16 protein-coding genes are annotated in these 24,630 nt (G+C 62.4%); 7 read left to right on the top strand and 9 right to left on the bottom strand.

Annotated features, from left to right (window positions below; all coding sequences use genetic code 11):
• Positions 1 to 171: 171 nt before the first annotated feature.
• Entirely contained in the window at positions 172 to 873 is a 702-nt protein-coding gene (locus I6E42_RS07060; RefSeq protein ID WP_235371213.1) for a response regulator transcription factor, read from the top strand.
• On the top strand, positions 870 to 2,921 hold the full coding sequence (locus I6E42_RS07055; RefSeq protein ID WP_235371212.1) for a sensor histidine kinase: 2,052 nt from the start codon (positions 870 to 872) through the stop codon (positions 2,919 to 2,921). Before I6E42_RS07060 ends, I6E42_RS07055 begins: the two co-directional genes overlap by 4 nt.
• 59 nt (positions 2,922 to 2,980) lie before the next feature.
• Here I6E42_RS07055 and I6E42_RS07050 read toward each other — a convergent pair whose 3' ends face one another.
• The 6 genes from I6E42_RS07050 to I6E42_RS07025 all read right to left on the bottom strand — a co-directional run bounded on the left by I6E42_RS07050 (position 2,981) and on the right by I6E42_RS07025 (position 13,513).
• Positions 2,981 to 4,462 carry a glutamate synthase subunit beta gene (locus I6E42_RS07050; protein WP_235371211.1) on the bottom strand — a complete coding sequence of 494 codons (1,482 nt, stop codon included), beginning with the start codon at positions 4,460 to 4,462 and terminating at the stop codon, positions 2,981 to 2,983.
• A 17-nt stretch (positions 4,463 to 4,479) separates the two neighbouring features.
• The gene (gene gltB, locus I6E42_RS07045) at positions 4,480 to 9,018 is read right to left on the bottom strand and encodes a glutamate synthase large subunit (protein ID WP_412761291.1); all 4,539 of its coding nucleotides are present in this window, start codon (positions 9,016 to 9,018) and stop codon (positions 4,480 to 4,482) included.
• A gap of 291 nt (positions 9,019 to 9,309) precedes the next feature.
• Complete coding sequence (locus I6E42_RS07040; RefSeq protein WP_235371209.1) at positions 9,310 to 10,527, bottom strand: LL-diaminopimelate aminotransferase; 1,218 nt, start codon at positions 10,525 to 10,527, stop codon at positions 9,310 to 9,312.
• A 179-nt stretch (positions 10,528 to 10,706) separates the two neighbouring features.
• Positions 10,707 to 11,495, bottom strand: a complete 789-nt coding sequence (gene dapF, locus I6E42_RS07035; protein ID WP_235371208.1) for a diaminopimelate epimerase — start codon at positions 11,493 to 11,495, stop codon at positions 10,707 to 10,709.
• Between the two features lie 95 nt (positions 11,496 to 11,590).
• The gene (locus I6E42_RS12840; protein WP_235371207.1) at positions 11,591 to 12,142 is read right to left on the bottom strand and encodes an ANTAR domain-containing response regulator; all 552 of its coding nucleotides are present in this window, start codon (positions 12,140 to 12,142) and stop codon (positions 11,591 to 11,593) included.
• A 39-nt stretch (positions 12,143 to 12,181) separates the two neighbouring features.
• On the bottom strand, positions 12,182 to 13,513 hold the full coding sequence (locus tag I6E42_RS07025; protein ID WP_235371206.1) for a glutamine synthetase family protein: 1,332 nt from the start codon (positions 13,511 to 13,513) through the stop codon (positions 12,182 to 12,184).
• 460 nt (positions 13,514 to 13,973) lie between these two features.
• Between I6E42_RS07025 and I6E42_RS07020 the strand changes: the two genes are divergently transcribed.
• The gene (locus I6E42_RS07020) at positions 13,974 to 16,082 is read left to right on the top strand and encodes a glutamine synthetase III family protein (RefSeq protein ID WP_235371205.1); all 2,109 of its coding nucleotides are present in this window, start codon (positions 13,974 to 13,976) and stop codon (positions 16,080 to 16,082) included.
• 243 nt (positions 16,083 to 16,325) lie between these two features.
• Positions 16,326 to 16,769, top strand: coding sequence for a flavodoxin family protein (locus I6E42_RS07015; RefSeq protein ID WP_235371204.1), 444 nt, complete (start codon positions 16,326 to 16,328; stop codon positions 16,767 to 16,769).
• A gap of 63 nt (positions 16,770 to 16,832) precedes the next feature.
• Here I6E42_RS07015 and purF read toward each other — a convergent pair whose 3' ends face one another.
• Positions 16,833 to 18,236: an amidophosphoribosyltransferase gene (purF, locus tag I6E42_RS07010; RefSeq protein ID WP_235371203.1), complete on the bottom strand. Its 1,404-nt coding sequence runs from the start codon at positions 18,234 to 18,236 to the stop codon at positions 16,833 to 16,835.
• Positions 18,237 to 18,555: 319 nt separating this feature from the next.
• On the opposite strand from purF, the gene nrdR reads away from it, so the two are divergent.
• The 3 genes from nrdR to I6E42_RS06995 all read left to right on the top strand — a co-directional run bounded on the left by nrdR (position 18,556) and on the right by I6E42_RS06995 (position 21,193).
• Entirely contained in the window at positions 18,556 to 19,011 is a 456-nt protein-coding gene (gene nrdR / locus I6E42_RS07005; protein WP_235371202.1) for a transcriptional regulator NrdR, read from the top strand.
• A 127-nt stretch (positions 19,012 to 19,138) separates the two neighbouring features.
• Positions 19,139 to 20,497, top strand: a complete 1,359-nt coding sequence (locus tag I6E42_RS07000) for an alanine/glycine:cation symporter family protein (protein ID WP_235371201.1) — start codon at positions 19,139 to 19,141, stop codon at positions 20,495 to 20,497.
• Between the two features lie 72 nt (positions 20,498 to 20,569).
• Positions 20,570 to 21,193, top strand: a complete 624-nt coding sequence (locus I6E42_RS06995; RefSeq protein WP_235371200.1) for a flavodoxin family protein — start codon at positions 20,570 to 20,572, stop codon at positions 21,191 to 21,193.
• A gap of 106 nt (positions 21,194 to 21,299) precedes the next feature.
• Here I6E42_RS06995 and alaS read toward each other — a convergent pair whose 3' ends face one another.
• On the bottom strand, positions 21,300 to 23,975 hold the full coding sequence (alaS, locus tag I6E42_RS06990) for an alanine--tRNA ligase (RefSeq protein WP_235371199.1): 2,676 nt from the start codon (positions 23,973 to 23,975) through the stop codon (positions 21,300 to 21,302).
• Positions 23,976 to 24,013: 38 nt separating this feature from the next.
• The gene (locus I6E42_RS06985) at positions 24,014 to 24,421 is read right to left on the bottom strand and encodes a DUF3887 domain-containing protein (RefSeq protein WP_235371198.1); all 408 of its coding nucleotides are present in this window, start codon (positions 24,419 to 24,421) and stop codon (positions 24,014 to 24,016) included.
• Between the last annotated feature and the right edge of the window lie 209 nt (positions 24,422 to 24,630).

Here is a 24,630-nt window from a genome sequence, read left to right as displayed (position 1 = left end):
GCTCACCTATCTATTCTGTATCCCCGTTCTTCCAAACGCGCCGCCAGGTCTCCTGGCGGCGTTTTACTGTCCGTTGCCTTAATATAATATTAAAAATTTCTCCCTTGCAACTTAATCTGTCTGTGATATGCTAGTCTTACCACGAGTATGGCAAAGAGAGGAAGAATCGCCATGACCCACACCATTTTGATCTGCGATGACGACCGGGATATCGTCTCGGCGCTGGACATCTATCTGAGCAGCGAGGGTTACCAGACCGTCAAAGCCTACAACGGGCGGGAGGCTCTGCGGGCCGTGGAGCAAAACGACATCCACCTCATTCTGATGGATATTATGATGCCTGAGCTGGACGGCATCCGGACCACCGCCAAGCTGCGGGAGGGCAGCAACGTGCCCATCATCCTCCTGACCGCAAAAAGCGAAGACGCGGACAAGATCCTGGGGCTGAACATCGGCGCCGATGACTACATCACCAAGCCCTTCAATCCCCTGGAGGTCATTGCCCGGGTCAAGTCCCAGCTGCGGCGGTACACCAGTCTGGGGGGAGCGGAAAAAGGCCCCGGCCTGCTCTGCGTGGGCCCCATCGCCATGGATGACAGTGCCAAACAGGTGACCGTGGACGGCTCCCCCGTATCCCTTACCCCCATTGAATATAACATTCTGAAGCTGCTCCTGTCCCACCCGGGGCAAGTGTTCTCCTCCGCCCAGATCTATGAGCAGGTATGGAACGACCCGGCCTATGGCTCGGAAAATACCGTTGCCGTCCACATCCGCCACCTGCGGGAGAAGATCGAGATCAACCCTGCCGATCCCCGGTACTTAAAAGTGGTGTGGGGCCTGGGCTATAAAATCGAAAAGGGGGCCAACGGATGAAGAAGCTGCAGGAAAGCCACCTGTCCAAAGTGGTGGCTGCGGTCCTCATGCTGGCGCTGGTTTTCACGGGGGCCATGTTCGGCCTGAAGGCGGTTCAGGCCGTCCCCTATCTGGACCGTGAGAGCTACCAGGACACCGCGGAATTTTATCGCCTGTGCCGGACGTTTGAGGATCAAATCGCCAGCGCCTTCGCGCTGGCGCGGCAGTTGGAAGCGGAGAACCTGACCTATGTGGAGCGGCAGCAGCTGACCCGGGAACTGGAACAGCTGAAACAGAGCTTTGACTCCTCCGCCACCAACTTTCGCTTTGTAGTCTGCAATGACGCGGGGGAAGACGTGGCTTTCAACCTGAACACAGCGGAGGAACTCCCCGCACCAGTCCATTACGCCCGCTTTACGCTGGGGGAACCCTGGGCGGAGGAACTGGATGAGGATAGCTATGCGGCCGTTGAGGCCACAGCAGTGGAGGACGGCGTGACCGAGATCACCATCAAGGCGCCGGCAGGCTCCGTGTCCTACACCATTGAGTATGCTGTGGTCCCCGGGGAACAGATGCTGGAATCCGGGGTGGAGGACGCGCTCTGTCATCTGTATCTGCGGTATGATACGGCGACATCCACGTTCTCGACCTGGGTGGGCGTTGCCGGGAGCTGTCTGGTCCTGGCCGCCGCCTGCATTCTCTTTCTCCTCTGGACCGCCGGACACAAGGCCGGAGCGGAAGGGATCGTCCTCACCTGGCAGGAGAAGATCTTCTTTGACCTCTACCTCGCCGCCATGCTGGTGGCCGGGACGGCCATTTTCGCGGGTGGCTGGTGGCTGCTGGAGTATTACTACCATACCTGCGTGGAGCAGCAGGGGCAGGAGGGTGCCTGGCTGCCCCTGTCCATCGCCGCCCTGTGCGCCCTGTTTGCCGCCGTCATCGCTTTGACCCTGCGCACCTTCGCGGTGCGGCTGAAAGGCCGCGCCTTGGCCCGGACCACCCTGCTGTGCCGGGTGCTGGTCTGGCTGTGGAAGGGACTGGGCAAAGCGGTCCGCTGGGGCCTCGAATTGGTCCGCTCCCTTCCCTTCCTGTGGCGGACCATCGCCGGATTCCTGGCCTATTTTCTGGCCAACGTGGCCCTGTTCAATGAGGCGCGGTACAACGCTCTGGCCGGGGCGATCTGGTGGCTGCTGAACCTGGCGGTCCTGCTGCTCCTGTGCCGGTGGTCCATGAGCTTCCGCAAGCTGCGCCGGGGCAGTCAGGCCATCGCCGCGGGCAACCTGAGCTATCAGATCGACACCCACCGGATGCCCCACGAACTGCGCTGCCACGCCGAGGACCTGAACAACATCTCAAAGGGAATGGCCGAAGCGGTGGATGAGCAGATGAAAAGCGAGCGGTTCAAGGCCGAGCTCATCACCAACGTTTCCCACGACCTGAAGACTCCCCTCACCTCCATCATCAACTACGTGGACTTGCTGAAAACCACCCAACAGGATGACCCCAAGGCCCTGGAGTACATCGAGGTGCTGGACCGGAAGTCCCAGCGGCTGAAAAAGCTGACAGAGGACCTGGTGGAAGCCAGCAAAGCCTCCACCGGCGTGCTCAGCGTCAACCGGGAGAAGATCGGCATGGCCCAGCTCATGGATCAGGCCATGGGGGAGTGGCAGGAGAAGCTGGAGGCCCGGAAGCTCACCCTGGTCACCTCCCTGCCCGAGGGGGAGACCTGGGTGTACGCCGACGGCCGCCACCTGTGGCGGGTGCTGGACAACCTGCTGTCCAACTGCGCCAAGTATGCCATGGAGGGCACCCGGGTCTATCTGGACCTGATCCGAGGCCACGGCCAGGTGAGCCTGTCGGTGAAAAACATCTCCCGGGAGCCTCTGAACGTCCCGCCGGAGCGGCTCATGGAGCGCTTTGTCCGGGGCGAGGAGTCCCGGACCACCGAGGGCTCCGGTCTGGGCCTGTCCATCGCCCGCAGCCTCACGGAGCTTCAGGGGGGCACCTTTGAGCTGGCGGTGGACGGGGACCTGTTCAAAGCCATTGTCACCCTGCCTCAGGCCAACTGAAATGCAGAAAACAGGACGTTCCGCTTTGGCGGAACGTCCTGTTTTTATCTGTTCTTTCGTTACAGGCTGGTGTAGCCCATGAGATAGCGGTCCACTTCCCGGGCGGCGGCGCGGCCCTCCTGGATGGCCCACACCACCAGGGACTGGCCCCGGCGGGCGTCGCCGGCGGCGAAGACGCCGGCGACGCTGGTGGCATAGTCCACCGTCTTCAGGTTGGTGCGGGCGTCGGTCTCCACGCCGAAGGCCTGGGCCACATAGCTCTCCGGACCCTGGAAGCCGATGGCCACCAGCAGCAGCTGGCAGGGCAGCTCCTCCTCGGTGCCGGGCACCTCGGTCATGATGAGCTTACCCGTCTTCTTGTCCCGCTTGGTGCCCTCCAGGCGGATGGTCTTGACGGCCCGCAGCTCCCCCTTCTCGTCGGTGAGAAGCTCCTTCACCGTGGTCTGGAAGATGCGGGGGTCCTCCCCGAAACGGGCGATGGCCTCGTCGTGGCTGTAGTCGTTCTTATTGACCTTGGGCCACTCCGGCCAGCAGTTGTCCGCGGGACGGCGGTCCGGCAGGCGGGGATACTTCACCAACTGGTGGACCGACTTGCAGCCGTGGCGCAGGGCCACGCCGATACAGTCGCTGCCCGTGTCGCCGCCGCCCACCACGATGACGTCCTTCCCGGCGGCATTGATGTAGTTGCCGTCCTTCAGCTTGGAGTTCAGGTAGCTCTTGCCCGTGGCGGTGAGGTATTCCATGGCCAGATGGACCCCCTTGGCCTCCCGGCCGGGCACGGTGATGTCCCGGGCCTGGCGGGCGCCGGTGCACAGCAGGACGGCGTCATACTCCGCCAGCAGCTCCTGGGCGCTCTTATCCTTGCCCACGTCCACGCCGGTGACGAAGGTGATCCCCTCCGCCTCCAGCAGCTCCACACGGCGCTTGACGTACTTCTTCTCCAGCTTCATGCTGGGGATGCCGTACATCAACAGGCCGCCGATCCGGTCGTCCCGCTCAAAGACGGTGACGCTGTGGCCCCGCTGGTTCAGCTGGTCGGCCGCCGCCAGTCCGGCGGGGCCGGAGCCCACGATGGCGATGCGCTTGCCGGTGCGGTGGGCGGGGACCCGGGGCTGGATCAGTCCCTGGGCGAAGCCCTCCTCCACGATGCCCAGCTCGTTGTCCTTCACGGTGACAGGGGCTCCGTGGAGCCCGCAGACGCAGGCGGCCTCACACAGGGCGGGGCACACCCGTCCGGTAAACTCCGGGAAGTTGTTGGCCTTGTGCAGCCGCTCCAGGGCCTGGGCCAGGTTGCCGGTGTACAGCAGGTCGTTCCACTCGGGCACCAGGTTGTGCAGGGGGCAGCCGGTATAGCTGCCGCCTAGCTTCACCCCGGACTGGCAGAAGGGTACGCCGCAGTCCATGCACCGCGCCCCCTGCTGGCGGCGGTCCGCCTCGGTGAGCATGGGATGAAATTCCTTCCAATGTTCGATCCGGTCCAGAGGCGCCTGAGCCGGGTTATTTTTCCGGGTATAATCCAAAAATCCTGTTACTTTTCCCATAATACGTTCCCTCCCCCTCAGTCTCTGGTGTTCACATAGAAGGCCTCGATCTCGGCCTGCTCGTGGGTCATGCCCTGGTCCTCAAACTCGGCGATGGTGCGCATCATCCGGTCGTAGTCGCGGGGCAGGATCTTCTTGAAGCAGGAAGCCTTCTCGTCCAGGTGCTCCAGGATCTCCTTGGCCTTGGGGGAGCCGGTGGCCGCCACGTGCTCGGTGAGCATCTGGCGGATCTCGGCGATGTCGTGCTTTTCGGTGACGGGGTCCATGGACACCAGGGCCTTGTTCAGCCGCAGGTACAGGTCCCGGTCCTCGTCCCAGACATAGGCGATGCCGCCGGACATGCCGGCCGCGAAGTTCTTGCCCGTGGGACCCAGAACCACCACCCGGCCGCCGGTCATATACTCGCAGCCGTGGTCGCCCACGCCTTCCACGACCGCCCAGGCTCCGGAGTTGCGGACGGCGAAGCGCTCGCCCGCCATGCCGTTGATGAAGGCCTTGCCTCCGGTGGCGCCGTAGAGGGCCACGTTGCCGATGATGATGTTCTCATCGGGCTTGTAAGCGGCGTTCTTGGGGGGATAGACGATGATCTTGCCTCCGGACAGGCCCTTGCCCATGTAGTCGTTGCAGTCGCCCTCCAGCTCCAGGGTCAGGCCCTGGGGGATGAAGGCGCCGAAGGACTGGCCGGCGCCGCCGGTGCACTTGATGGTGAAGGTGTCTTCCGGCAGGGAGTTGCCGTGGATGCGGGTGATGTCGCTGCCCAGGATGGCGCCCAGGGTACGGTCGGTGGAGGTGACGGGGATGGAGACGGTCTTCTTCTCCCCGGCGGGCAGAGCGTTTTTCAGCTTCTTCAGCAGCTTCATGTCCACCGTCTTCTCCAGCTCGAAGTCGAAGGCGTCGGCGGGGTCGAAGTGGCGCTTCACGTTCTGTCCCTCATAGGGGTTGGACAGGATGGCGGACAGGTCCACGGTGGCCGCTCGCTCGTTGACGGCGTGCTCCCGCACATGCAGCAGGTCGGTACGGCCCACCAGCTCCTCCACCGTGCGGACGCCCAGCTTGGCCATGTGCTCCCGCAGGTCCTGAGCCACGAAGCGCATGAAGTTGATGACATACTCGGGCTTGCCGATGAAGCGCTTGCGCAGCTCCGGGTTCTGGGTGGCGATGCCCATGGGGCAGGTGCCCAGGTTGCACACCCGCATCATGACGCAGCCCATGGTCACCAGGGCAGCGGTGGCAAAGCCGAACTCCTCAGCCCCCAGCATGCAGGCGATGGCCACGTCCCGGCCGGTCATCAGCTTGCCGTCCACCTCCACGGCCACCCGGGAGCGTAGGCCGTTCATGATCAGGGTCTGGTGGGTCTCGGCCACGCCCAGCTCCCAGGGGACGCCGGCGGTGTGGATGGAGCTTCTGGGGGCGGCGCCGGTGCCGCCGTCATAGCCGCAGATCAGCACCACTTGGGCTCCCGCCTTGGCCACGCCGGCGGCGATGGTGCCCACGCCCGGCTCGGCGCACAGCTTGACGGAGATCCGGGCCTGGCGGTTGGCGTTTTTCAGGTCATAGATCAGCTGGGCCAGGTCCTCGATGGAGTAGATGTCGTGGTGAGGCGGCGGAGAGATCAGGGTGACGCCGGGGGTGGAGTGGCGGGTCTTGGCCACCTCGGGGGTGATCTTCTTGCCTGGCAGGTGGCCGCCCTCGCCGGGCTTGGCGCCCTGGGCCATCTTGATCTGGATGTCCTGGGCGGACACCAGGTACTCACTGGTAACGCCGAAGCGGCCGGAGGCCACCTGCTTGATGGCGGAGTTGGTGATGGTGCCGAACCGGGCGGGGTCCTCGCCGCCCTCGCCGGAGTTGGACATGCCGCCCAGGGTGTTCATGGCGATGGCCATGCACTCGTGGGCCTCCTTGGAGATGGAGCCGAAGGACATGGCCCCGGTCTTGAACCGCTTGACGATGGAATCCACGCTCTCCACCTCACTGAGGGGGATGGGGGTATCGGCGTACTTCATCTCCATCAGGCCCCGGAGGGTATGGGGCTTGCCGGCGTCATCCACCAGGGCGGTATACTGCTTGAAGGTCTCGTAGCTCCCGGTCCAGGCCGCCTGCTGGAGCAGGTGGATGACCTCGGGGTTGTACATGTGGTCCTCCTGGCCCGCCCGGACCTTATGCTCGCCCAGGCTATCCAGGGTGGGATCGCCGCCCAGACCCAGGGGGTCGAAGGCCCGGGAGTGGTGGGCATCTACCAGCTGCTCGATCTCTTTCAGACCGATGCCGCCCACCCGGCTGAGGGTTCCGGTGAAATACTCATCCACCACGTCCTTGTTGATGCCCACCGCCTCGAAGATCTGGGCGGACTGGTAGGACTGGATAGTGGAAATGCCCATTTTGGAGGCGATCTTCACAATGCCGCCCAGAATGGCCTCGTTGTAGTCCTTGACGGCGGTGTGGTAGTCCTTGTCCAGCAGGCCCTGGTCGATGAGAGCGCCGATGGTCTCGTGGGCCAGGTAGGGATTCACCGCCCGGGCACCGTAGCCCAGCAGGGCGGCGAAGTGCTGCACGTCCCGGGGCTCAGCGGACTCCAGCACGATGGAGATGGCCGAGGACTTCTTGGTCCGGATCAGGTAGCGCTCCACGGCGGAGACGGCCAGCAGGGAGGGAATGGCCACATGGTTCTCATCCACGCCCCGGTCAGACAGGATGACGATGTTGGCCCCGTGGCGGTAGGCCCGGTCCACGGTGACGAACAGGCGGTCCAGGGCACGCTTCAGGGGGGTGTTCTTGTAGTAGAGGATGGAGACGGTCTCCACCTGGAAGCCGTCCTTCTTCATGGACTGGATCTTCATCAGCTCCACGGAGGTGAGGATGGGCTTGTGGATCTGGAGGGCGTGGGCGTTCTCCGCCTTCTCCTCCAGCAGGTTGCCGTCGTTGCCCACATAGACGGTGGTGTCGGTGACCACGCTCTCCCGGATGGCATCGATGGGCGGGTTGGTCACCTGGGCGAAGAGCTGCTTGAAGTAGTTGAACAGGGGCTGTTCGTGGTCGGACAGGACGGCCAGAGGCGTGTCGATACCCATGGCGGCGGTGGGCTCGGCGGCGGTGCGGGCCATGGGGAGGATGGTGTTCTTCACGTCCTCATAGGAGTAGCCAAAGGCCTTCTGCAGCCGGGTCAGCTCCCCGTTGGTGTAGGACTGGACCTTCTTGTTGGGGATGGGCAGGTCCTTCAGGCGAATGAGGCCCCGGTCCAGCCACTCGCCGTAGGGCTGGCGGGCGGCGTAGGTGTCCTTCAGCTCCTTGTCGTCGATGATGCGGCCCTGGACCGTGTCCACCAGCAGCATCTTGCCGGGCTGCAGGCGGGACTTCTTCACGATATGGGAGGCGTCCACATCCAGGGCGCCCACCTCGGAGGACAGGATCAGCTTGTCATCGTCGGTGATGTAGTAGCGGCTGGGGCGCAGGCCGTTGCGGTCCAGAACGGCGCCCACGGTGTCGCCGTCGGAGAACAGGATGGAGGCCGGGCCGTCCCAGGGCTCCATCATGATGGCGTAATACTGGTACAGGTCCCGCTTGGCCCGGGAGATGTTGTCGTCCTTCATCCAGGGCTCAGGGATGGTGACCATGACGGCCAGGGGCAGCTCCATCCCGCTCATCACCATGAACTCCAGGGTGTTGTCCAGCATGGCCGAGTCGGAGCCGGAGCCGTTGATGACGGGGAAGACCTTATCCATGTCGTCGTCGGACATCACCGGGCTGCGGAGAGTCTCCTCACGGGCCAGCATCCGGTCCGCGTTGCCCCGGATGGTGTTGATCTCGCCGTTGTGGCAGATAGAGTGGTAGGGGTGGGCCCGCTCCCAGGAGGGATTGGTGTTGGTGGAGAACCGGGAGTGGACGCAGGCGATGGCGCTCTTATAGTTCTCGTCCTGCAGGTCGCAGTAGAACTGGCGCAGCTCCGCCACCAGGAACATGCCCTTGTAGACGATGGTCCGGCTGGACAAAGAGGGAACGTAGGTGTTGTCGTTGGACTGCTCAAACACCCGTCTGGTGATGTACAGCTTCCGGTCGAAGGCCAGGCCCTTCTCCACCCCTTTGGGGCGGCGGATAAAGGCCTGCTGAATATTGGGCATCTTTTCCAGCGCCTTCTGGCCCAGCACCTCCGGACACACCGGAACCTTCCGCCAGCCCAGGAACTCCATGCCCTCCTTGGCCACGATGACCTCAAACATCTTCTTGGCCTGGTTGCGCTTCAGGGTGTCCTGGGGGAAGAAAAACATACCCACGCCATAGTCTCGCGGACCTTCCAGCTTGATCCCGGCCCCCGCCGCCGCTTTGGCGAAGAAGTCATGGGAGATCTGGAGCAAAATGCCCACGCCGTCGCCGGTCTTGCCCTCGGCGTCCTTGCCGGCCCGGTGCTCCAGCTTCTCCACGATCTTCAGGGCGTCGTCCACCGTCTGGTGGCTCTGCCGCCCTTTGATGTCCACCACCACACCGATGCCGCAGGCATCGTGTTCCAATTCAGGGTAATACAGCCCCTGCTGGTGATAGCCCTCTTGTCTGCTCTGTTCCATCATGCTCATTTCCTCTTTTCGTGATCGGTCGTTTGATGCTACATTTGCAGCCTCCCAAAATTTTGCAAGTTTCAATTCAGATTTTGCATGTTTTTGTGGATTGCTCCGATTATAACCCAGAAACTCCTGGAATTTCAATTGTCTAATTTTCGCAATTTGCAATAATTTAAAATTCAAATTTCATAAGTTTTGATAAATCACACAGATAAAGCGCTGATTCACTCCTTTGTCGGCCAATAAAAGCGCCCCCCGGAAGCCATTCCGGGGGGCGCTTTTATTGATTTTTTCTGTTTAGATGACAGATTTGACCCGCTCCACGGCCTCCTTGGTGGCCTGGGCGTCGCCGAATGCAGTCAGGCGGACAAAGCCCTCGCCGCTGGGACCGAAGCCGGCGCCGGGTGTGGTAGCCACATTGGCCCGGTCCAGGACCAGGTCAAAGAAGTCCCAGGAGCCCATGCCGTTGGGGGTCTTCAACCAGATGTAGGGGGCGTCCACGCCGCCGTAGCAGGTGAATCCGGCGGAGGTCAGGCCCTCCCGGATAACCGTTGCGTTCTGACGGTAGTAGTCGATGGACTCCATGATCTGGGCGTGGCCCTCGGGGGTGTAGATGGCCGCGGCACCCCGCTGGACCACATAGGGCACGCCGTTGAACTTGGTGCACTGGCGGCGGTTCCACATCTTGTTCAGGCTGGCGCCGTCCCGCTCCAGCTCCATGGGCACCACGGTGTAAGCGCAGCGGTTGCCGGTAAAGCCGGCGGTCTTGGAGAAGGACCGGAACTCGATGGCGCAGGTACGGGCGCCCTCGATTTCATAGATGGTGTGGGGAATATCCGCTCCGGTAATGAACGCCTCATAAGCGGAGTCGTACAGAATGACGGAGCCGTTGGCGTTGGCATAGTCCACCCAAACCTTCAGCTGCTCCCGAGTAGCCATGGCGCCGGTGGGGTTGTTGGGGAAGCAAAGGTAGATGATGTCCGCCTTCTCCTTGGGCGGCTCGGGAGAAAAGCCGTTGGACTCCACACAGGGCATATAGACCAGTTTGTTCCAGCGGCCCAGTTCCTCCTGGAAGTCACCGGCCCGGCCCGCCATGGCGTTGGTGTCCACATAGACGGGGTACACGGGGTCGCACACCGCCACCACGTTGTCCACCCCGAAGATGTCGCCGATGTTGCCGCAGTCGCTCTTGGCGCCGTCGGAGACAAAGATCTCCTCCGGCTTGATGTCCACGCCCCGGGCGGCGTAATCGCACTGGGCGATGGCCTCCCGGAGGAAAGCGTAGCCCTGCTCCGGTCCGTAGCCGTGGAAGCCCTCGTAGGTAGCCATCTCATCCACAGCCTTGTGCATGGCCTCGATGACGGCGGGGACCAGGGGACGGGTCACGTCGCCGATGGACAGCTTGGTGATCTTGGCCTCGGGGTGGGCGGCGGAGTAGGCGGAGATCCGCCGGGCCACCTCGGAAAACAGATAGCTGCCGGGCAGCTTCAGATAATTTTGATTGACTTTTACCATGGTAAACAGCTCCTTTGTGCAGTCGCTTCTGCCGCTTTTGTTGGTATTATCACCGATTTTCCAACTGTTGTCAATGTATAAATTTCTCCCCGTCGGGAGACGCCGCGGCGGGAATCCGAAACGCAGCCCCACGCACAGCTCGACGCTCCGGGGCGCTCAGTGCAACGAAAGAACGCCCTTCAATTCTCCGTCTCCCCCTCAAAGACCGTTCTGGCCGGACCCGTCATAAAGATCCGTCCGTCCCGCTCCTCCAGTCCCAGGGTCCCGCCGGGCAGCCGGACGTTGGCAGATGTTCCGCACAGGCCCAGCTTCCGGGCGGCCGCGAAGACGGCGCAGGCTCCGGTGCCGCAGGCCAGGGTGATCCCGCTGCCCCGCTCCCATACCCGGACCGTCAAGCTGTCCGGTCCAGTCAGCGCCGCGAACTCCACATTGGACCGCTCCCGCAGGCCCGGATGCCGCTCCAGCACCGGCCCCAGCCGCTCCAGCTCCACTTGTTCCGGGTCCCGGCAGAAAATAACGGCGTGGGGATTCCCCATGGAGACCTGGACCGCGTCGAAGCGCTCCCCTTCCGCCTCCAGCGTCACGCCGGGGAACAGGGCCGGTTCCCCCATATCCACCGTCACCCGCTCCACTTTTCCGCCTGCTACCTGTAATTCCAGCCCCCGCGGGCCGGCGTCCGTGTCGATGGTGAGGCAGGTCTTGCGGGTCAGGCCATGGTCGTAGACATACTTTCCCAAACACCGGATCCCGTTGCCGCACATAGCCCCCCTCGATCCGTCGGCGTTGTACATCTCCATGGTGAAATCCCCGTTCCGCCCCGGCTTGATACAGATCAGGCCGTCCGATCCCACCCCAAAATGCCGGTCGGACAGCCGCACCGCAAGCTCCGGCAGGTCCGGAGGCTCCCAGCCCATACAGTTGAGGTAGATGTAGTCATTTCCAAGCCCTTCCATTTTTGTAAAACGCATGATGCTCCTCCTTATCATGGAAAAGGACCGGCGGCATGCCCGCGCCGCCGGTCCCATATGGATGCCTAATGCATGATATGCGCCGCCGGCCTCGCTCATTCCGCCGGCTGTGTTTCCAGTTCCGCGATGATCTGACGGGCGGTCTGGGTCAGACGGGAGCCTGCGTCCATGCTCCGCTTCTGAAGCGCCCGGTGGGCCTCGTCCTCACTCATGCCCTTATGCTGCATCAGCAGCTTTTTCGCCTTGTCCACCAGTTCCTGCTCCGCGGAGCTCCGCCGGGGGCGGACAAAACGCTCCATACGGTGTCCAAACTGGAGCAGGAGCCGGACGGTGGAGAGCGCCTCCTCCTTCCGGATGGGAGTGGCCAGCTTGAAGACCTCCCGGCTGGCGCAGGCGTCCAGAACGTGCTGGGGGCCCACCAGGAGCAGGGAGCAGGAGGGAGGAAGGTCCTCATACAGCCATTCCGCGGGACCGTCGGTCAGATGGGGCCCGCACACCACGCAGAAGACCTGATGCCCGCTGAGATACCGCCGCACCTGGTCGCCGGAATGGCAGGTCAGGCACCGGGCGGTGCCGGTACTCTCCAGCAGGTCGCTGAACCGCTGGCTCATGGCGGTATTTTCAAAGGCCACAATTACGGTCTCCACGTCTCCTCACTTCTTTCCGCCCCTATCGTCCCAGGGGAATCAATAGGTCACCAGATATTTGTCCAGCTCCCAGCTGGACACCCGGGTCTGGTACTCCCTCCACTCCTTCATCTTGCCCTTGATGTAATGACGGGCCACATGCTCTCCCAGCACATCCATGATGAGTTCGTCCTGCTCCATGGCCTCCAGGGCGTCCTCCAGCGTCTCGGGCAGGGCATGGATGTTCCGAGCGGCCCGGACCTCGTCATCCATCTCATAGACGTTGTCGGTGATCTCCGGCGGAGGGGTGAGTCCCCGGGCGATCCCATCCAGGCCGGCCGCCAGACAGGCCGCCACCGCCAGATAGGGATTGCAGGAGGGGTCCGGGCTGCGCAACTCCACGCGGGTGGTCTGCCCCCGGACGGCGGGGATGCGGATCAGGGTGGACCGGTTGGAGGCCGACCAGGCCTTGTACCTGGGGGCCTCATAGCCCGCGCCCAGCCGCTTGTAGGAGTTGACCAGAGGATTGGTCAGTGCGGTGAAGCCGCTGACATGCTCCAGCAGTCCGGCGATAAAGGAATAGGCCGTCTGGGACAGCTGGCGCTCCCCGCTCTCGTCAAAGAACACGTTCTTTCCGTCCTTGAACAGGGACATATTCAGGTGCATCCCGGACCCGGCGATCCCGTAGATCGGCTTTGGCATAAAGGTGGCATGGAGGCCGTTCTTCTGGGCCAGGGTCTTTACCGCCAGCTTCAGGGTCATGATCTTGTCCGCCCCGTCCATGGCGTCCACATACTTGAAATCGATCTCATGCTGTCCCACGGCGCACTCGTGGTGGCTGGCCTCGATCTCAAAGCCCATCTGCTCCAGGTTCATGCACACCTCACGGCGAGTGGACTCTCCGTGGTCCAGGGGGCCCAGGTCGAAATAGCCCGCCTCGTCCCGGGTCTTCGTGGTGGCGTGGCCCTGCTCGTCGGTCTCAAAGAGGAAAAACTCCAGCTCAGGCCCAATGTTGAAGGTGTCAAACCCCATATCATTGGCCCTCTTCAGCACCCGGCGCAGCACGCCCCGGGGGTCGCCCACAAAGGGGGTTCCGTCGGGATTGTACACATCGCAGATCAGCCGGGCCACCTTTCCCTGGGCGGGACGCCAGGGGAAAATGGTAAAGCTGTTCAGGTCGGGATACAGGCACTGGTCCGACTCATTGATCCGGGTGAAGCCCTCGATGGAGGAGCCGTCGAACATGATCTGGTTGTTGACCGCCTTCTCCACCTGGGAGGCGGTAATGGCCACGTTCTTCATCTGACCGAAAATATCCACAAATTGCATGCGGATAAATTCGATCTCCTCCTCCTCCACCATCCGGATAATATCTTCCTTGGTATAACCCATGGCGGATCTCTCCTTCCATCTGTTTCATTCTCCGCGCCCCTTCACCGGCGCGGACCTTTCACATACCGTGAGTATGACACCAACTCTTCGGCCCTGTCAAGGACTTTTGAATCATTTCCCTTTACTTCTGGCAGATTTTATAAAAAACTTTGTTGATTCCCTGTCCCTTTTCGGTTTTTCCGCATTTTCTCCGCCCGGTCCTGCATTTTCCACCGTACTCACGCCCGTTCTTGGTGAGATTTCCCACATCTCCCCGGGAAAGCCCCCGCCAACTTTAGGCACAATTCTGCCTTGCAAAAAAAGTCCGGATAGGGTATCGTATTAGTCAGTAGATTTGCTTGCGCCCCAGGGGGCAGGCATTGGCTGCGAAACGTTTGAGACAATGGTGTCCGCCCAGGGCATTATTGTCTTCTTTTTTGTTTCCGGCCTGTCCCAGAATCAATTGAAAGGGTTGAACAGTATGAGCGTCAACATCTCTGAGATTTTCGGCTCCAACGTATTCAGCATGTCCGTGATGCGCGAGCGCCTGCCCAAGAAGGCCTATGCCGAAGTGGTGGACGTGATGGAGCACGGCGGCAACATCAGCATGGCTACCGCCGACATCGTGGCCAACGCCATGAAGGACTGGGCCGTGGAAAAGGGTGCCACCCATTACACCCATTGGTTCCAGCCTCTGACCGGCGTCACCGCCGAGAAGCACGACTCCTTCATCACCGCCCCCAAGGACAGCAAGACCTTGCTGCAGTTGACCGGCAAGCAGCTCATCATGGGTGAGCCCGACGCCTCCTCCTTCCCTTCCGGCGGCCTGCGCGCCACCCACTACGCCCGCGGCTACACCGCCTGGGATATGACCTCCCCCGCTTTTGTCAAGGAGATGTCCTGCGGCACCATCCTGTGCATCCCCACCATTTTCGTCTCCTATAACGGCGAGGCGCTGGACAAGAAGACCCCCCTGCTGCGCTCCATGGAGGCCATCAACACCCAGGCCCTGCGTATCCTGCGGCTGTTCGGCAACACCGAGGCCAAGAAGGTCGTCCCCTCTGTGGGACCTGAGCAGGAGTATTTCCTGGTGGACCGCGAGAAGTATCTGAAGCGCCGCGACCTGATCTACACCGGCCGCACCCTCTTCGGCGCCCCCGCCCCCAAGGGCCAGGAGCTGGAGGACCAGTACTTCGGCGTGATCCGTTACCGCGTGGGCAAGTTCATGGCCGACCTGAACCAGGAACTGTGGAAGCTGGGCATCCCCGCCACCACCCAGCACAACGAGGTGGCCCCCGCCCAGCACGAGATGGCTCCCGTCTACAGCACCTGCAACCTGGCTGTCGACCAGAACCAGCTGGCCATGGAGACCATGAAGCGGGTCGCCACCAAGCACGGCCTGGTGTGCCTGCTCCACGAGAAGCCCTACGCCGGCGTCAACGGCTCCGGCAAGCACAACAACTGGTCCATCGGCACCGATACCGGTGAGAACCTGCTGGACCCCGGCGATACCCCCAATGAGAACCTCCAGTTCCTGCTGGTGCTGGCCTGCATCATGAAGGCTGTGGACACCCACGCCGACCTGCTGCGCTGCTCCGCCTCCTGCGTGGGCAATGAGCACCGTCTGGGCGCTCAGGAGGCTCCTCCCGCCATCATCTCCATCTTCCTGGGCGACCAGCTGGACGGCGTGGTCAACCAGATCGTCTCCAACGCCGACTCCATCAAGCTGCTGACCGCCTCCAAGCTGGACTCCGGCGTTTCCACCGTCCCCGTCATCAAGAAGGACGCCACCGACCGGAACCGCACCTCCCCCTTCGCCTTCACCGGCAACAAGTTTGAGTTCCGCATGGTGGGCTCCTCCGACTCCATCGCCGACGCTAACGTCACCCTGAACGCCATCGTGGCCGAGGCCTTCTGCGAGGCCGCCGACATTCTGGAGAAGTCCGAGGACTTCCAGAGCGCCTGCACCAAGCTGATCCACGACTGGATGACCAAGCATCAGCGCATCGTTTTCAACGGCAACGGCTACTCCGAGGAGTGGGTGGAGGAAGCCGCCCGCCGCGGCCTGCCCAACCTTCCCTCCCTGGTCAACGCTGTCTCTTCCCTCACCACCCCCAAGGCCGAGGAGCTGTTCACCAAGTTCGGCATCTACACCAAGTCCGAGCTGGAGTCCCGTGCCGAGATCATGTATGAGACCTACGCCAAGGTGCTGAAGATCGAGGCGCAGACCATGATCCACATGGCCGGCAAGCACTACATCCCCGCCGTCATCCACTACAACACCCGTCTGGGCCAGTCCATCGCCTCCGTGGCCGCCGCCTCCGCCGAGGCCGACCTGTCCGTCCAGAAGGACCTGCTGGTCCGGTGCAGCGCTCTGCTGGCCGAGGCCGCCAAGGCTCTGGAGGAGCTGAAGGTCCTCCTGCCCCAGGTGGACTCCATGGATGACGTGGAGGCTATGGCCCACGCTTATCACGACCAGATCGTTCCCGCCATGGCTGCCCTGCGCAAGCCTGTGGACGAACTGGAGCTGCTGGTGGACAAGGACATCTGGCCCGTTCCCACCTACGGCGACCTCATGTTTGAGGTTTAACCCTTTGCTCGTTCCTTTTCCTTATATTCCTTTTCTGCCAAAAGCCCCGCGTCCATGGGACGCGGGGCTTTTGGCACGTCGTGGAAAAATGCCTCCGCTTTTCCGCTGGACTGTTCCCGGGTCCGACGGGAGTGGTACTCCAGCATTGTCTGCCGCACGCTGGCATCTCAAAGCTGCGTTCTTGCAAAGGCATTTTGGATATTGTATAGTTGCGATACCATAACATTTTAAGGAGAGACCGCCATGAAAACCGCCATTGTCTACTACTCCCAGCACCACGGAAACACTAAAAAGCTCATCGATGCCATAGCCGCCCAATACGAGTTCACCCTGATCGACGCCGCCCAGACCGCCAGCGTTTTTTTGGAGGACTACGACAGGATCGGATTCGCCTCTGGTGTCTACTACTCCAAGTTCCACAAATCCGTCCTTCAAATTGCCGAACAGGATCTTCCCCACAACAAAGCGGTATTTTTCCTCTACACCTACGGCGCCAAAAAGGATGGATATACCAAGTCTATCGCGGAGGTTGTCCGGAAAAAATCCGCCCGTATTCTGGGTGAGTTCGGCTGCCCGGGTCTGGACACCTTCGGTCCCTTCAAGCTGGTGGGTGGGATCGCCAAGGGGCATCCCAGCCAGGAGGACTGCGACGGAGCTGTCCGGTTCTACGGGAGCCTCCCCTCCTGATTCGTGACTCCGGATAACAATCAAGCGGATGGAGACAGCTGTTGCCTCCATCCGCTTTTCTTTTTATTCTTCTTTCACTTCGATGGGATACTTCCCGGTGAAGCAGCCCTCGCAGAACCCGCACTTGGCGTCCGGCGCCAACTGATGCAGGCCCTCCATAGACAAATAGCCCAGGCTGTCCGCTCCAGCGATCTGACGGATCTCCTCGATGGTGTTGTGGCAGGCGATGAGCTTTTCCTTGTTGGGGATGTCGGTACCGAAATAGCAGGGGGAGATGAAGGGGGGCGAGGACACCCGCATGTGGACCTCGGTGGCCCCGGCCTCCCGGAGCAGGTTGATGATCTGGCGGCAGGTGGTGCCCCGGACGATGGAGTCATCCACCATGACTATCCGCTTGCCCGCCACCTCGCTGGCCAGGGCGGACAACTTGATCCGCACCGCCTGCTCCCGGCTCTGCTGGTCGGGGGTGATGAAGGTGCGGCCCACGTAACGGTTTTTCACAAAGCCCATGCCGTTGGGGATGCCGCTCTCCAAAGCGTAGCCCCGGGCGGCGTCCAGGCCGGAGTCGGGCACGCCCACCACCAGGTCGGCTTCCACCGGATGCTCCCGGGCCAACAGACGGCCGGCGTTCACCCGGGCCTGATGGACCGACTGGCCGCAGATCACCGAGTCGGGACGGGCAAAATAGATGTACTCAAAGATACACATGTGGGACAGGCCCCGGCAGTTATCCCGGATAGAGGTGACTTTCCCGTCCTGGACCACCACCACCTCGCCGGGGTCCAGCTCCCGCTCCACCTTGCCGCCCACCGCCTCGATGGCGCAGGACTCGGAGGCAAACAGAATGGCCTCACCCTTCCGGCCCATGCACAGGGGGCGGAAGCCCCAGGGATCCCGGCAGGCGATCATCTTTTGAGGAGACATGACCAACAGGGAAAAAGCCCCTCTCAGCTCAGCGGTGGCCCGGCAGACCGCCTCCTCCACGCTGCCGCAGTGCAGCCGCGCCTGGGCGATGGCGTAGGCGATCAGCTCCGAGTCGCTGGTAGTATGGAAAATAGCCCCCTTATACTCAAAGCTCTGGCGCAGCTTGTCCACGTCCACCAGGTTCCCATTGTGTACCACGGCCAGGGTACCCTTCACATATTTGATGGTCAGAGGCTGGGCATTTTCCCGTTCCCCCGCCCCTGTGGTGGCGTAACGCACATGGCCCACCGCCATGGTGCCGTTGAGGCGTGTCAGCGTTTTTTTGTCAAAGACGTCGCTGACCAGCCCCACATCCTTATAAAAAGACTGCTCCCGGTCATTGATGGTGGCGATGCCGCAGGCCTCCTGCCCCCGGTGCTGGAGAGCGTACAATCCATAATACGTGGTTTGAGCACAGTTCCCCGCCGGGTCGCAGATCCCAAATACACCGCACTCCTCATGGAGTCCCCAATCCATCGCCTTTTGTTCCGTCCAGTCTTCCATATGGTATCGTTCCCCTTCCTCTGCCTAAAAAGAGCGCAACGGCACCTGTGTCCAGGCGCCGTTGTCCGTACGCACTATTATACTATAAATTATTTTTTCATTTCAACCAAAACCTCCCGGTCAAACCCGCCCATATCTTGCCCGGATTTCATCCTTTTCTGGTGAAAACTTCACAATGGACCCCCCGGGCAGACGGAACGCGCTTCTTTCCCCCGTTCCGGAAGATGTTTTTCTCCGTCCGCAAGAAAAAATGCTACACAATTCAGGGAAAATATGGTACAATACTTTCACAATTTTAACATCTGGGGAGGTATCCGCCATGAAGTGTCCCTTCTGTTCTCATTTGGAAAGCAAGGTCGTCGATTCCCGTCCCGCCGACGAGGGCGCCAGCATCCGCCGCCGCCGGGAGTGCCTGGCCTGCCACAAGCGCTTCACCACCTATGAGACCATGGAGAGCCTGCCCCTGATGGTGATCAAAAAAGACGGCAGCCGCCAGAGCTTCGACCGCACCAAGGTGCTGGCCGGCCTGATCCGCGCCTGTGAGAAGCGTCCCGTCTCCTACAACACCCTGGAGAACATGGTCAACGAGATCGAGCAGGTCCTCCAGAACAAAATGGAGCGTGAGGTCAGCTCCGCCGAGATCGGCGAGCTGGTCATGGAGCGGCTGAAAAAGACCGACGAGGTGGCCTATGTCCGTTTCGCCTCGGTATACCGCCAGTTCAAGGACATCAACACCTTCATGCATGAGCTGAACAAGCTGCTGGAGGACAAGTAAGACCCCTCAATTCTTCGCGCCGCCGGAGTGTTCCGGCGGCGTTTTTGTCTCCCTTTTTGAAAAACCTTCTTCTGATCCGGACTGTTCCCGCCAAGCCAAGCATACCTCTTTTCATGAGGTGATGTGCATGACCATGCTGGCCAAGGCGGCTGACGCCCTCTGGAATCCCTGGCTGCTGGGGTTGTTCCTGCTGACAGGACTGGTCTACTCCCTGGGTTCCGGCTTTTTCCAGCTGTTTGAAGCCAGGCTCTGGCTGAGGACCACCCTGGGTTCCCTGCTCCGTCCCAAAACAAAAAACGGCGCCGGACTGTCTCCCCTCCAGGCCCTGGCCACCGCCCTGGCCTCCACCATGGGCACCGGCTCCATCGCCGGGGTGGCCGCCGCCCTCACCCTGGGCGGACCGGGCTCCATCTTTTGGATGTGGGTGTCCGCCTTTCTGGGGATGATGACGGGATGCGGAGAAAAGCTGCTGGCCGTCCAGTACCAGCGGCCCGCCCCGGAGGGCGGGCTCCAGGGGGGACCCATGTTCTACCTCCGGGACGGGGTTGGTTCTCCCCCCCTGGCCGGGTGGTTTGCTCTGGCCTGCCTCCCCGCTACCCTGGCGGGGGGCGATCTGGTTCAGTCCTCCTCCATTGCCCTCTCCCTGGAGGCGGTCTTCGGCTGTGACCGTCTGGCCGCCGGCCTGTGCACCGCCCTGCTGACCGGACTGGTGATGGTGGGCGGCATTGGCCGGATCGCCGGGGTGTCCTCCGCCCTGGTCCCCGCCATGGCCCTGCTCTATCTGGGCAGCGGAGCTGTGGTGCTGTGCTGCCGCGCCCCTGCCCTTCCGGTTGCCTTTCACGCCATCTTTTCCCACGCCCTCTCCCCCTCCGCCGCCCTGGGCGGCGGGGCGGGCTGGACTCTGGCCTCCGCCCTACGCTACGGGGTGGCACGGGGGGTGTTCACCAACGAGGCAGGGCTGGGCACCTCCGCCATGGCCCATGGTGCCGCCCGGGCGGACCACCCCGCCCGTCAGGGCATGTGGGGCATCTTTGAGGCCTTTTTATCCACCCTGGTGGTGTGCACCATGACTGCCCTGGTCATTCTTGTCAGCGGCGCATGGCAGCCAGGCGACCCCAATGGCGCCACTGGAGCCCCCCTCACCGCCGCCGCCTTCGGGTCCGTGCTGGGCCCCGCAGGCGAGGGGGTGGTGGCCCTTTCCCTGCTGCTGTTCGCCTTCTCCTCCATTCTGGGCTGGAGCTACTACGGACAGCAGAGCCTGCGCTATCTGACCGGAGGGGACCGCTTTCTCCCCCTCTACCGGGGCGTATTTCTGGCCTGCACCCTGGCCGGAGCCCTCGGGGAGCCTGCCGGGATCTGGCAGCTGGTGGACCTGTGCAACGCCCTGATGGCCCTACCCAACTTGGCGGCGCTTCTCATCCTGGCGCCGCGCGCCTTGGAAAGCTTGTCCCGCTGGAAATCGGAACAATACCGGAAACAGGATTGACAAAGGGGAAGCTCCCGGGGTATCATGCGGATAACAGAACATTGGCCGGCGACGGCTGAGAGAGGAGAAGTTATGCACGTACTGCTCATCAACGGCAGCCCCCACCGGGAGGGCTGCACCTACACCGCTCTGTCCCAAGTGGCCGCCCAACTGGAAAAGCGGGGAGTCTCCAGCGAGATCTTCTGGATCGGGAACCAGCCCATCCGGGGCTGCATCGACTGCAAATCCTGCTGGGGCAAGGGGCGCTGCGTCTTTGACGACGACGTGGTCAACCAGTGCATCCAGAAGATCCTGACCGCCGATGGCCTGGTGGTGGGGTCCCCCGTCTACTTCAGCGGCATCGCCGGAAGCCTGAAATGTGTGCTGGACCGGGTGTTTTACGACGCCAAGCGGCTGTTTTCCTACAAGCCCGCCGCCGCCGTGGTCACCTGCCGCCGGGGCGGCGCCAGCGCCACCTTCGACGCCATCAACAAATACTTCACCATCTCCTCCATGCCGGTGGTCTCCTCCCAGTATTGGAACGCCGTCCACGGCGACAAGCCCGAGGAGGTATTGGCCGACCTGGAGGGCATGCAGACCCTGCGCCTGATGGCCGACAACATGGCATGGCTGCTGAAGTGCAGGGAGGCCTCCGGTCTGGAGCCCTATGAGCGGGAGGTCCGGGTCAAGACCAACTTCTACAAGCCCGGTACCTGACCGGGACACAGCATAACATATCAAAAGCGGGACCGGTCCAACGACCGGTCCCGCTTTCCTTTCCACATCCACAGCTGTTACAGCCTGTTTTCTCCCGCCGGGCCGCTTACAGCCCCAGCTTCATGGACACCACGTTGTCCACCATGGCCAGGGCGTTGTCCACCATCAGCGGGTCCTTACCGCCGCCCATGGCGGAGTCGGGCTTGCCGCCGCCGGAGCCGCCGGCGATGGCGGACACCTGCTTGACGATGTCCCCGGCCTTGATGCCCTTGGCCACGGCCTCCTTGCCGCAGACGCACAGGAAGGTGATCTTCTCCCCGTTGACAGAGGCCAGGACGGCCACGCCGTCGGGCGCTTTGTCCCGGATCATGTCGCCCATCTGGCGCAGCTTGTTGGCATCGGCGCCGGGGACGGTGGAGGTGAGCACCCGCAGATCGCCCACCTTGTGGGTGCCGAACAGCAGCCGCTCGGTCTCGCCGGCGGCCTCACGGGCCTTGAACTTCTCCAGGGTCTGGTGGAGATTCTTGATCTCCGCCATGGCCGCCTCAGCCTTCTCCCGGAGCTCGCCGGGCTTGGCCTTCAGAGAGGCGGCGGTCTGGAACAGCATCTCCTGATTCCGGTTCATGACCTCCAGGGAGGCCTTGCCGGTGGTGGCCTCGATCCGGCGGACGCCGGAGGCCACGGAAAACTCGCTGGAGATGTGGAACACGCCCACCTTGGCGGTGTTGTCCAGGTGCGTGCCGCCGCAGAACTCCACAGAGTAGCCCTCGCCCATGTCCACCACCCGGACGGTGTCGCCGTACTTCTCGCCGAAGAGGGCGATGGCCCCCCGCTTCTTAGCCTCCTCGATGGGCAGCACATCGGTGACGATGTCGTAGCCCTCCAGAACGTCCTCGTTGACCATGGCGCTGACCTGGGCCAGCTCCTCGGCGGTCATGGCGGAGAAGTGGGTGAAGTCGAAGCGCAGGCGGTCAGGCTCCACCAGGGAGCCGGCCTGATGGACGTGGTCGCCCAGCACGGTACGCAGGGCCTTGTCCAGCAGGTGGGTGGCGGAGTGGGCCCGCTTGATGGCCTTGCGGCGGTCCACGTCGATGGCGGCGGAGACAGTGTCGCCCAGCTTCAGCACACCCTGGGTCACCTTGCCGTAGTGCATATACTTGCCGCCCTTGTTCTTCTGAACATCGGTGACCGCAAAGGTCATGCCGCCGGCGGTGATGACGCCGTGGTCGGCCACCTGGCCGCCCATCTCGGCGTAGAAGGGGGTCTTGTCCAGGACCACGATGGCCTCCACGTTGGTCATGACCTCCTCGGCCTGCTCGTTCTCCACCACCAGGGCCACCACCTTGGCGCCGTCGATAGCGGTGTGGTCATAACCCACAAACTGGGTCTCGGGCACGTCCTTGCCGAACTCCACGCCGGCCCACCCCAGGTCGCCCAGGGCCTCACGGGCCTTCCGGGCCCGCTGGCGCTGCTCGTCCATCTGCTTGTGGAACTCAGCCTCGTCCAGGGTCATGCCCTGCTCCTCCACCATCTCCAGGGTCAGGTCGATGGGGAAGCCATAGGTGTCGTACAGCTTGAAGGCGTCCGCGCCGGAGAAGGTCTTCTCCCCCTTCTCCTTGTGGCCGGCGAGCATCTCGTTAAAGATCTTCAGGCCGCCGTCGATGGTCTTGGCGAAGTTCTCCTCCTCGGTGCGGATGACCTTGGTGATATAGTCCTGGCGCTCCCGCAGCTCGGGGTAGTGGCCCTCATTCTCATGGACCACGGTGTCGCACACCTTGTACAGGAAGGGATCGTTGACCCCCAGCAGCTTTCCGTGTCGGGCAGCCCGGCGGAGCAGGCGGCGCAGGACGTAGCCCCGGCCCTCGTTGGAGGGCAGCACGCCGTCACAGATCATGAAGGTGGCGGAGCGGATGTGGTCGGTGATGACCCGGAGGGACACATCCTTGTCATGGCTCTGGCCATAGAAAGCGCCGGTGATCTCGGTGACCTTGGCGGTGATGTTCATAACGGTGTCCACGTCGAAGAGGGAAGCCACACCCTGGCAGACGCAGGCCAGACGCTCCAGGCCCATGCCGGTGTCGATGTTCTTCTGCTTCAGCTCGGTGTAGTTGCCCTCGCCGTCGTTGTCAAACTGGGAGAACACCACGTTCCAGACCTCGATATACCGGTCGCAGTCGCAGCCCACGGTGCAGCCGGGCTTGCCGCAGCCCCACTTTTCGCCCCGGTCGTAGTAGATCTCAGAGCAGGGACCGCAGGGGCCGGAGCCGTGCTCCCAGAAGTTGTCCTCCTTGCCGAACTTGAAGATCCGGTCCGCGGGGATGCCGATCTCCTCATGCCAGATGCGGAAGGCCTCGTCATCGGCGGGGGTGGTCTCGTTGCCGGCAAAGACGGAGGGGTACAGCCGGTTGGGGTCCAGACCCACCCATTCGGGGCTGGTCAGGAACTCCCAAGCCCAGTGGATGGCGTCCCGCTTGAAGTAGTCGCCGAAGGAGAAGTTGCCCAGCATCTCAAAGTAGGTGCCGTGGCGGGCGGTCTTGCCGATGTTCTCAATGTCGCCGGTTCGGATACACTTCTGGCAGGTGGTCACGCGGTGGCGGGGAGGCTCCTGCTCCCCGGTGAACCAGGGCTTCATGGGGGCCATGCCGGAGTTGATCAGCAGCAGGGACGCATCGTTCTGGGGGATCAGGGAAAAGCTGGGCAGGCGCAGGTGTCCCTTGGTCTCAAAGAAGGATAGGAACATCTCGCGCAGTTCGTTTAAGCCGAAAGGCTTGGGCTCGCTCATGGGTATTACCTCCGTTTATATCTGATTTATTTTGGTTTTTACTTTTGTTTGACCTGGAGTCCGATGACATGCAGGTTGGTATCCAGAGAGACCTCATAGATCACGTCCTTGGACTCATGCTCACAATAGACGGCTGCGGCGGCGTAGGGTTCGCCAAAGCTCTTGTTGGTGCCGCCCAGCACCAGGGTCTTGGTGGTCTTCACATAGGCCCCAGCCTCCGACGCCGCGTCCATTACGTCCCGGACGGTATCGGCGGTGACGGAATACTCCTCCCGCAGATCGGGCCGGAAGGCGTCGGCCACTCCCTGGTAATCGCCCTCTACCAGCATGGCCACGACCTCCCGGGCAGCCTCACCCACCTGTTCCTCGTCCATCCCCCCGGGGAGCGGACGGGCGCCTCTGCAGCCGGCCAGAACCAGCAGGGCCAGCAGGACCAGGGCTAACAACAGGGAACGTTTTCTTCTTATGTTACTCCCTCCCTCATCAACACAGACACGGCATGCAGCGCATCCTTGCTCTGAAACGCGCGGCCGGCAAAGGCGTCCGCGGCAGATTGCCGCATATGCGCTCCTTCCCGCGAAACAAAAAACCGCCCCTGACACCGGTCAGGGGCGGAAAAATCCGCGGTACCACCCTGGTTATCCTTCCCCTGCCG

Source organism: Pseudoflavonifractor phocaeensis (genome assembly GCF_021531815.1).
Lineage (GTDB): Bacteria > Bacillota > Clostridia > Oscillospirales > Oscillospiraceae > Lawsonibacter > Lawsonibacter phocaeensis_A.
The sequence above is the reverse complement of the archived record's forward strand: the minus strand, read 5'-3'. Positions and strand labels throughout refer to the sequence as shown.